9 protein-coding genes are annotated in these 8,565 nt (G+C 70.3%); 3 read left to right on the top strand and 6 right to left on the bottom strand.

Annotated elements, in window-relative coordinates:
- Positions 1-292, top strand: a 292-nt coding sequence (locus tag ABZ281_RS25635) for a 6-phosphogluconolactonase (RefSeq protein ID WP_356659063.1), incomplete at its 5' end; no start/stop codon positions are given.
- Positions 293-343: 51 nt separating this feature from the next.
- Here ABZ281_RS25635 and ABZ281_RS25630 read toward each other — a convergent pair.
- The 5 genes from ABZ281_RS25630 to ABZ281_RS25610 form a co-directional block, all read right to left on the bottom strand.
- Positions 344-1,183, bottom strand: coding sequence for a carbohydrate ABC transporter permease (locus tag ABZ281_RS25630; RefSeq protein WP_356659061.1), 840 nt, complete (start codon positions 1,181-1,183; stop codon positions 344-346).
- Positions 1,180-2,541 carry a sugar ABC transporter permease gene (locus ABZ281_RS25625; RefSeq protein ID WP_356659059.1) on the bottom strand — a complete coding sequence of 454 codons (1,362 nt, stop codon included), beginning with the start codon at positions 2,539-2,541 and terminating at the stop codon, positions 1,180-1,182. The genes ABZ281_RS25630 and ABZ281_RS25625 overlap by 4 nt, the downstream gene beginning before the upstream one ends.
- A 6-nt stretch (positions 2,542-2,547) precedes the next feature.
- Positions 2,548-3,873, bottom strand: a complete 1,326-nt coding sequence (locus tag ABZ281_RS25620) for an ABC transporter substrate-binding protein (RefSeq protein ID WP_356659057.1) — start codon at positions 3,871-3,873, stop codon at positions 2,548-2,550.
- Positions 3,874-3,910: 37 nt separating this feature from the next.
- A complete protein-coding gene (locus ABZ281_RS25615) occupies positions 3,911-5,566 on the bottom strand; it encodes a glycoside hydrolase family 13 protein (protein ID WP_356659055.1) in 1,656 nt (551 codons plus the stop codon).
- Between the two features lie 165 nt (positions 5,567-5,731).
- Positions 5,732-7,003: an ABC transporter substrate-binding protein gene (locus tag ABZ281_RS25610; protein ID WP_356659053.1), complete on the bottom strand. Its 1,272-nt coding sequence runs from the start codon at positions 7,001-7,003 to the stop codon at positions 5,732-5,734.
- A gap of 121 nt (positions 7,004-7,124) precedes the next feature.
- Here ABZ281_RS25610 and ABZ281_RS25605 point away from each other — a divergent pair, with 121 nt between their 5' ends.
- Together ABZ281_RS25605 and ABZ281_RS25600 are read left to right on the top strand one after the other, a co-directional pair.
- Positions 7,125-7,640: a PadR family transcriptional regulator gene (locus ABZ281_RS25605; protein WP_104779514.1), complete on the top strand. Its 516-nt coding sequence runs from the start codon at positions 7,125-7,127 to the stop codon at positions 7,638-7,640.
- Positions 7,637-8,395, top strand: a complete 759-nt coding sequence (locus ABZ281_RS25600; RefSeq protein ID WP_356659051.1) for an ABC transporter ATP-binding protein — start codon at positions 7,637-7,639, stop codon at positions 8,393-8,395. Before ABZ281_RS25605 ends, ABZ281_RS25600 begins: the two co-directional genes overlap by 4 nt.
- Here the strand turns inward: ABZ281_RS25600 and ABZ281_RS25595 are convergent.
- Positions 8,385-8,565: hypothetical protein (locus ABZ281_RS25595; RefSeq protein ID WP_356659049.1), on the bottom strand; the 181-nt coding region annotated here is incomplete at its 5' end. The genes ABZ281_RS25600 and ABZ281_RS25595 overlap by 11 nt on opposite strands.

The following is an 8,565-nucleotide window of genomic DNA, read 5'->3' as shown; positions in this document are numbered from 1 at the left end:
ACTGCCGGCGGTCCGGGAGACCGACCGCACGGTGGTCGGCGTCCACGGCGCACCCAAGCCGCCGCCGACCCGGGTGACGCTGACACTGCCGGCGATTCGCGCCGCCCGTGAGGTGTGGCTTCTCGCAGCCGGTGAGGACAAGGCCCAGGCGGCTGCGATCGGCCTCTCGGGTGCGGGTGAGATCCAGGCTCCGGCGGCGGGGGCGTACGGCAGGAGCCGGACCCTGTGGCTGCTGGACGGGGCGGCGGCTTCGCAACTGCCCCGGTCGCTGTATCCACCAGCGTCTCCGTGAACGTCTTCGGGCCCCCACTTCGTAGCGAAGTGGGGGCCCGAAACGTATGCGCTACTTCACCGACCCCGCCATCACGCCCTGCACGAAGTGCCTCTGGAACGCGAAGAACACGACCACCGGAACCACCAGGGACACGAACGCCCCCGGTGCCAGGACGTCGATGTTGCTGCCGAACTGGCGTATCTGGGACTGGAGTTGCACCGTCAGCGGCTGCGAGGCGCTGTCCGCGAACAGCAGCGCCACCAGCATGTCGTTCCAGACCCACAGGAACTGGAAGATGGCCAGGGAGGCGATCGCGGGCCGCCCCACGGGCAGGACGAGCCGCGTGAAGATGCGCCACTCGCTGCCGCCGTCCATGCGCGCGGCCTCCAGCATCTCCTTCGGCATCTCGGCGAAGTAGTTGCGGAGCAGGAACACCGCGAACGGCAGACCGTAGGCCACGTGGAAGAGGACGACACCGGGGATCGTGCCGAACAGACCCAGCTGCCCGAAGAGTTTGGCGACCGGCAGCAGACCGATCTGCACGGGCACCACCAGGAGCGCGACCACGATCAGGAAGACCGACTCCCGCCCGGGGAAGTCCAGCCATGCGAAGGCGTACCCCGCAAGTGCGGCGATCACCACGACCAGCACCGTCGTCGGCACCGATATCAGCACCGTGTTCCAGAACGCCTGCGTGATGCCGGCGTTCCCCAGCAGCGACGAGTAGTTGTCGAAGGACAGCTGCCCGGGGCTGGAGAACACCGTCCACCAGCCGCCCTTCGCCGTGTCCTCGGCGGACCGCAGCGAGGACAGGAACAGCCCGGCCAGGGGTGTCATCCAGACCAGCCCGACCACCACGAGGAAGGCCTGAACGACCCCGTTGCCCAAGCCGCGCCGAATCGCGTTCATCGCTGACTCCTTCGGAAACGGCGGACGTTGAACACCATGGCCGGGACGACGAGCAGCAGCAGGAGTACGCCGAGCGCGCTGCCGAGTCCCTGGTTGTTGCCGCCGCCGAACGACACCAGCCACATCTGCGTCGCGAGGACGGTCGCGTCCTCCTGCACGGGACCGGGCGCGATGATGTAGACGAGGTCGAAGACCTTCATCACGTTGATGACGAGGGTGATGAAGACGACCGACAGCACCGGTGCCAGCAGCGGCACGGTGATCCGCCGGAAGATCTGCCACTCGTTCGCGCCGTCCATCCGCGCCGCCTCCAGGGCGTCCCGCGGCAGCGTCGACAGACCCGCCCCGATCAGCACCATGGCGAAGCCGGTCCAGATCCACAGGTACGCGCCGATGATCGCCGGGGTGACCAGCGCCGGCCCTAGCCAGGAGACGCCCTCGTAGGGCTGGGCGAAGTTCGACGACGGCAGTCGCACCTCGTAGGAGCCCGATTCGAGGCCCTGGAAGCGGAAGGAACCGTCGGCGGCCGTGGTGGTCGTGGCGATCGTCTCGCCCTCGCGGACCGCCTCGACCTTCATCTCCGGCAGTCCGCTCTCCCGCCGGTCGACCTTGCCCTGCTCCCCTCCCCCGCCGGGCGTGAAGTCCAGGTAGACGACACCGCGCAGTTCGTCGGGGCCGGCCTTTTGCCCCGCCGCCGCGTACGCCGGCTCGGCCCCGCCGGGCAGGTCGCCGGGCTGCACGCCGACCAGGCCCAGTGCCACCGCGTCCCCGGGCGCCACGCCCGTACTCGTGCGGTAGGAACCGTCCTTGTCCTTCGTCAGGCCCTGGGCGTCACGCGCCCGGGCCGTCGGATAGGACGACTCCCCCTTGAAGGCGTCGTGGACGGAGACCACGGCGGCGTTGAGCACGCCCTTGTCGGGGTCCTCGTCGTAGGCGAGCCGGAAGATGATGCCGGCGGCGAGGAAGGAGACCGCCATCGGCATGAAGAGGAGCAGTTTGAAGGCCGTGGCCCAGCGGACCTTCTCCACCAGTACGGCGAGGATCAGTCCGAGGCCGGTGAGCAGGGCCGGGGCGATGACGACCCAGATGGCCGTGTTGCGGACGGCCTTGAGGGTCGTCGGGTCGCGGAACATCTCGGCGTAGTTGTCGCCGCCGACGAAGCTCGTACCGGAGGCGTCGAAGAAGCTGCGGCCGATGCTGAACAGCACGGGGTAGACGACGAGCGCGCCGAGCAGCAGGAGGGCGGGCAGCACGAACAGCAGGGCGATGATCTTCCCGCGCCGGCGCAGTCGCCGGGTACGGTCGGCGACCGGGCCGGGTGGTGGGGAACTCGTCTCTTGCACGAGGGTCGCTGTCATGGCGTATCAGTCCTGGTACGCCTTGGCCGCCGCGGCCTCCAGCTTCGCCGCGGTGCCCTTCGGGTCCGACGGGTCGCGCAGGAAGTCCTGGAGCAGCTTCCACTCGCCGGCGCCCTTGGTGCCACCGAACGCGGCCGGGGCCTGGTCGGACATGTCGAAGCGGACCGAGCCCCCGGCCTGGACGAGGGACTTGGCAGTGGCGCGGGTGACGTCGTCGCCGTAGGAGGCGAGGTCGAGCTTCTTGTTCGGGGAGAGGAAGCCGCCGGCCTTGGCCCACACCGCGGAGGCCTCGGGGGTGGCGAGGTACTCCAGGAGGGCCTGGGCGGCCTTCTGGTTCTTGCCGTCCTTGAGGACGACGGCCGCGTCGCCGCCGCTGACGACCGGCGCCTCACCGCCGCCGACCGCGGGGAACGGGAAGAAGTTGGCGTCCTGGCCGACCTTCTTGCCGAACTGGTCCTTGGCGACACCGGCGACGAAGTCACCCTCGTAGACCATGCCCGCCTCGGGCTCCGGGCCGAACACCTTCTCCACCGAGCCGGGGAAGTCGGTGTTCAGGGCGCCCTTCTGGCCGCCCGCGATGAGCTGCTTGTCCTTGAAGAGCTTGCCGAGCGTGGTGAGGGCGTCGACGACGGAGGAGTCGGTCCACTTCAGCTTGTGCGCGGCGAGGGCGTCGTACTTCTCGGGCCCGGCCTGGGAGAGGTAGACGTTCTCGAACCAGTCGGTGAGGGTCCAGCCGTCCTGTCCGGCGACGGAGAACGCGGCGAGCCCGGAGTCGGACACGGTCTGCCCGGCCTTGAGCATGTCGTCGTAGCTCTTCGGGGGCTTCACGCCGGCCTGCTCGAGGGCGTCGGGGCTGTACCAGACGGTCGACTTGTGGGCGGCCTTGAAGTACAGGCCGTAGAGGGTGCCGTCGACGCTGCCGTACTTCTTCCACACGGGGGCGTACCCGGCGTCCACGGCCTGCTCGGTCTTCTTCGACAGCGGCTTGAGCCAGCCCTTCTGCGCGAACTGCTTGAGCACGCCGACCTGCGGGACCATCACGACGTCGGGGGCGTTGCCGCCCTCGATCTTGCTGCCGACGACGGTGGAGACGTTGTCGCCGGTGGACGTGAACTGCGTCTTGGCGCCGGTCTTCTCGGTGAAGGCGTCGAGCACCTTCTGGAAGTTCTTCTGCTCGGTGCCGGACCAGACGCCGGCCACGGTGATGGTCTGGCCGTCGAGCGCCTTGTCGCCGCCGCCGGCCGCGACGGGGCCGCCGCCGCAGGCGGTCGCGCCGAGCGCCAGGACGAGGGTGGTGCAGCCGGTGAGCAGGGTGGTACGTCGTCGCATCATCGTTGATGTCCCTTCGGGGAGTTGACTTGCGGGGAGTTCAGGTGCGGATCCACCAGGCGGCCGTCGAGCCGGAGAGCACTCCGGGCGGGCAGGGGCCGCTGGCGAGCAGAGGGGTGCCGGGGACCGGCGCGGGGGTGGGGGCCGTGCCGAAGTTGACGGCGCACACCAGGTCGCCGCGTTCGAAGGCCAGGACGCCGGGCGCGGCGTCCAGCCAGCGCAGGGTTCCCTCGCCCAGCTGGGGCAAGGTGCCTCGCAGTTGGAGGCCGTCGCGGTACAGGTGCCAGAAGGAGCGGGTGTCGGCGAGGGCGCGGTCGGTGGCGTACTCGGCGAAGTACTCCGGCTGCGGCAGCCAGGGCTTGGCGCTCTCGACGCCCGGGGTGAAGCCGAACGGCGAGGCCTGGCCCGACCAGGGCAGCGGGACCCGGCAGCCGTCGCGGATACGGGCCCGGCTGCCGGTGCGGCGGAAGATCGGGTCGGTGAGCACGTCGTCGGGGAGGTCCACGACCTCCGGCAGCCCCAGCTCCTCGCCCTGGTAGATGTACGCGGCACCGGGCAGGGCCAGCATGAGCAGCGCGGCGGCGCGGGCGCGGGCGGCGCCGAGGCCGCTGCCCTCGGTGGCGGGTTCGCCGTAGCGGGTGACGGTGCGGACCTGGTCGTGGTTGTTGAGGACCCAGGTGACGGTCGAGCCGGTCCCGGCGATGTCCTGCATGGCCTCCGAGATGACCTTCCGGAAGGCGTCGGCGTCCCAGGAGGCGCTCAGCAGGTCGAAGAAGAAGGCCTGGTGGAGTTCGTCGGAGCGGACGTACTGCGCGTGCTCGCGGGCGGTCGGCACGGACACCTCGCCGACGAGGAGGCGTTCGCAGCCGTCGCGCTCGGTGTACTCCTCGCATATGGAGCGCCAGCGGCGCCACACGTCGTGCACCTCGGGCTGGTTCCAGGCGAGCGGGTTGACCGAGTCGCGGGTGCGGGCGTCGACCTCCGGGTCGTCGGAGTCGGGCAGCTCGGGGTGCTTGTAGAGGCCCGCGGCGACGTCGATGCGGAAGCCGTCGATACCCCGGTCGAGCCAGAACCGCAGGACCCGGTCGAACTCGGCGCCGATCTCGGGGTTGCGCCAGTTCCAGTCCGGCTGTTCGGGCGCGAACATGTGCAGGTACCACTGGCCGGGCGTCCCGTCCGGCTCGGTCACCCGGCTCCAGGCGGGGCCGCCGAACATGGAGTGCCAGTTGTTGGGCGGCTCGGCGCCGTCCGGGCCGCGGCCGTCGGCGAAGTGGAAGCGGGCCCGGGCCGGGCTGCCGGGAGCCGCTGCGAGCGCCTCGCGGAACCAGGGGTGCTCGCTGGAGCAGTGGTTCGGGACGATGTCGAGCAGCACCTTGACGCCGAGCCGCCGGGCGGCCCCCACGAGCTGGTCGAACTCGTCGAGGTCGCCGAAGAGCGGGTCGACGCCGCAGTAGTCGGCCACGTCGTAGCCGTGGTCGTGCTGCGGCGAGGGATAGAAGGGGCTCAGCCAGATCCCGTCGACGCCGAGCTTCTTGAGGTACGGCAGTCCGGCCCGGACGCCGGCGAGGTCGCCGATGCCGTCGCCGGTGCTGTCGAGGAAGCTGCGGACGTACACCTGATAGATCACTGCGTCACGCCACCAGTGGTGCCTGTTCAACCCATCGACCTGTCTCTGAGGAGGGCAGCGGTTATGCATGCATGTTAAGTAGGAGTGTCGAGAGGGTGTCAATGAAAAGGCAGAAGCTACCGAGCGGTTGAGGTGAGCGAACCCGGACATACCGGTGCAATATTCAGCGATTCGAGATGTCCGCGTTACCTAACAAGTAAGTAGGAGGTCGTCGAGCGGGCGGCTCAGGAGCGGCTAGCGGCGCGAGATGGCGGCGAGCTCGCGCGCCAGGCGGCGCATCGCGGCGGCGGGCGTCTGGTTCCCGGCCATCGCGTCGTGCACGACCGCCTGCACGACCAGGCTGACCTGGTCGTAGCGCGGGCTCTTGGGACGCGGCTCGGCCGCGAGGACGCTCGTCCGCAGCGTCGGCAGGTACGGGAACCTGCGGATGAGCGCGGGGTCCTGGTAGAGATCGGCCCGCACGGGCGGCAGCGCGCCGCGGGTGAGGACCTGGCGCTGGACGCGCTCACTGGTGAGGTACGCGATCAGACGGGCTGCCGAGCCGGGGTGCCGCGCGTGCGCGCTGACGGCCAGGTTGGAGCCGCCCAGGACACTGGTCCCCGGCCCGTCGGGCCCGGGCAGGGGGACCGCGCCGACCTTCCCGGCGATCTTCGAACCGGGGGCGGAGGCGCCGACGTAGGCGTACGGCCAGTTCCGCAGGAAGAGGAGCCGGCCGTCCTGGAAGGCCTGCTTGGACTCCTCCTCCTTGTAGGTCAGCGCTTCCCTGGGGATCCAGCCCTCGCGCACTCCGCGCGCCAGGAACCCGATGCCCTCGCGGGCCGCCGCCGAGTCGACGGTGACGCGTTCGCCCTCGTCGCCGAGGATCGAGCCGCCCGCCGAGTAGACGGCCTCGGCCGCGTTCACGGTGAGGCCCTCGTAGGGCAGGAACTGTCCGGCGTAGCCGTCGAGGCCGTGCCTCGGGGCGATGGTCTTGGCGTACCGTTCCAGCTCCGCCCAGGTGCGCGGCGGCGCGACACCCTCCTCGGCCAGGACGTCCTTGCGGTACAGGAGCAGGCCGGCGTTGGTGACGTACGGGACGGCGTAGAGCTGCCCGTCGTAGGTCGCCGTGTCCACGACCGGCTGGAGGAAGGTCTTGAGGGGGAAGCGGTCCCGGGGCAGCGGTCTGATCCAGCCCGCCGCGGCGAACTCCGAGGTCCAGTTGACGTCGATGTTGAGCACGTCGAACCGGCTGCGGTCGCCGTCACGCAGGTCGGTGACCATCTGGGCCTGGGTCTCGTCGGCCGAGTCCGGCAGCTCGACCAGGGTGACCTTCTCGCCGGGGTGGGTACGATTCCAGCCTTCGAGCAGGGGGCCGAGGTAACCGGTGAGGTCTCCGGCGGTCGCCAGGGTGAGGGGGCCGCGACCGCTCTCCGGAGGCTCGCCCGCCCGGGCCCCGGCGGCGACGTAGCCGGTCAGGAGCACGACGAGAACGAGGAGGCCCCTACCCGCGGCATGGATCCACCGCATAGGTTCCTCCCTGTACACCGGCGCTGGGCACCCTTGCCCGGAACAGAGGCCATGTATACCTGTTAGGTATGGGCGATACTAGGGCCTGGAGCACATTGGACCAGACAGGAGGACTGCACGCGTGCGCCTGCCCCTCCTGGCACTCCTCGCCCGCGGACCCGCCCACGGCTACGAGCTTAAGCAGGACCTTGAGCAACTGCTGGGCTCCGCGTACCCTCAGCCGAACGTCGGCCAGATCTATGTGACCCTCGGCCGCCTCGAGAAGTCGGGACTGATCGAGGGCGAGGACGTGGCGCAGTCCAGCCGGCCCAACAAAAAGGTCTACCACCTCACCGACGCCGGGCGGGAGGCGCTGCGCGCCTGGTTCGAGGAGCCCGAGGACGAGCCGCGGGTGCGGGACGAGTTCTTCATGAAGCTGGCGCTCGCTCCGCAGACCGGCCTCGCCGAGCAGATCACCCTGATCAACCAGCAGCGGCGCCAGTACCTGAACACCATGCGGCAGATGTCGAAGCTGGCCGCCGCCGAAGACCGCGACAACCGCATCGCCCATCTGCTGATCGAGGGCGCGATGCTGCACCTGCAGGCCGACCTCGACTGGCTGGAACGGTGCCAGGAAGAGCTGGAGGAGCTGGAGTGAGCGACGACCGTCCCGCTCCTGTGCTGCGCGCCGAGGGGCTGGTGAAGACCCACCACGGCGAGGGCGCCCCCGCGCACGCTGTGCGCGGGGTCGACCTGTGCGTACGGCAGGGCGAGTTCCTGGCGATCACCGGCCCGTCCGGCGCCGGCAAGTCGACGCTGCTGCATCTGCTCGGCGGGCTCCAGCGGCCGGACGCGGGCCACCTGTGGCTCGACGGCGAGTCGACCGACACCTACGGCGAGGCCCGCTGGGCGGTGAAGCGCAGAAAGCGGATCGGGATCGTTTTCCAGTTCTTCAACCTCGTCTCGAACCTGTCCGTCGCCGACAACGTGGAGCTGCCCGCCCTGCTCGCCGGCACCCCGCCGAAGCAGGCGCGCACCGAGCGCGAGGCGCTGCTGGCCGAGCTGGGCCTGACGGGCAAGGAGCGCAGCATGCCGGGCGAGCTGTCCGGCGGCGAGCAGCAGCGGGTCGCGCTGGCCCGGGCCCTGGTCAACCACCCCCCGCTGCTGCTGGCCGACGAGCCGGCCGGCAGCCTCGACAGCAAGGGCACCCGCGAGGTGATGCGGCTGCTGTCCCGCTTCCACCAGCGCGGCCAGACGATCGTGCTGGTCACCCACGACGCCCGGCTGGCGAGCGCCGCGGACCGGGTGATCAGCTTCTTCGACGGCCGGATCGCCGACGACGCGGAACTCGACGGCGGCACCACCCCGCCGCGCCGCGCCGGCATATCCGGTGTGCTGGAACTCAAGGACTGACATGCGTGTCCACAACCGCTCCGAGCAGCGCGCGGCGCGCGGGCCGAGGGGGCTTCTGATGGATCTCCGTGCGACAAGAAGCGGCGTCCGGTGCGTGCGATCGGCGTGCGCCGGGGATCTGGCTGAGCGTGAGCTGCGTCCGTGCCACGAGCCCGATGAGCCGCACGAAG

The organism is Streptomyces sp. NPDC006265, assembly GCF_040613555.1.
In the GTDB taxonomy this organism is placed as follows: domain Bacteria; phylum Actinomycetota; class Actinomycetes; order Streptomycetales; family Streptomycetaceae; genus Streptomyces.
Note: the sequence above shows the minus strand (reverse complement) of the source record. Positions and strands in the feature narration are given on the sequence as shown.

Bases quoted from the DNA above. Each gene is read 5' to 3' on its own strand.
- ABZ281_RS25630 (WP_356659061.1), bottom strand. From the start codon at position 1,183: ATGAACGCGATTCGGCGCGGCTTGGGCAACGGGGTCGTTCAGGCCTTC.
- ABZ281_RS25625 (WP_356659059.1), bottom strand. From the start codon at position 2,541: ATGACAGCGACCCTCGTGCAAGAGACGAGTTCCCCACCACCCGGCCCG.
- ABZ281_RS25620 (WP_356659057.1), bottom strand. From the start codon at position 3,873: ATGATGCGACGACGTACCACCCTGCTCACCGGCTGCACCACCCTCGTC.
- ABZ281_RS25615 (WP_356659055.1), bottom strand. From the start codon at position 5,566: ATGCATAACCGCTGCCCTCCTCAGAGACAGGTCGATGGGTTGAACAGG.
- ABZ281_RS25610 (WP_356659053.1), bottom strand. From the start codon at position 7,003: ATGCGGTGGATCCATGCCGCGGGTAGGGGCCTCCTCGTTCTCGTCGTG.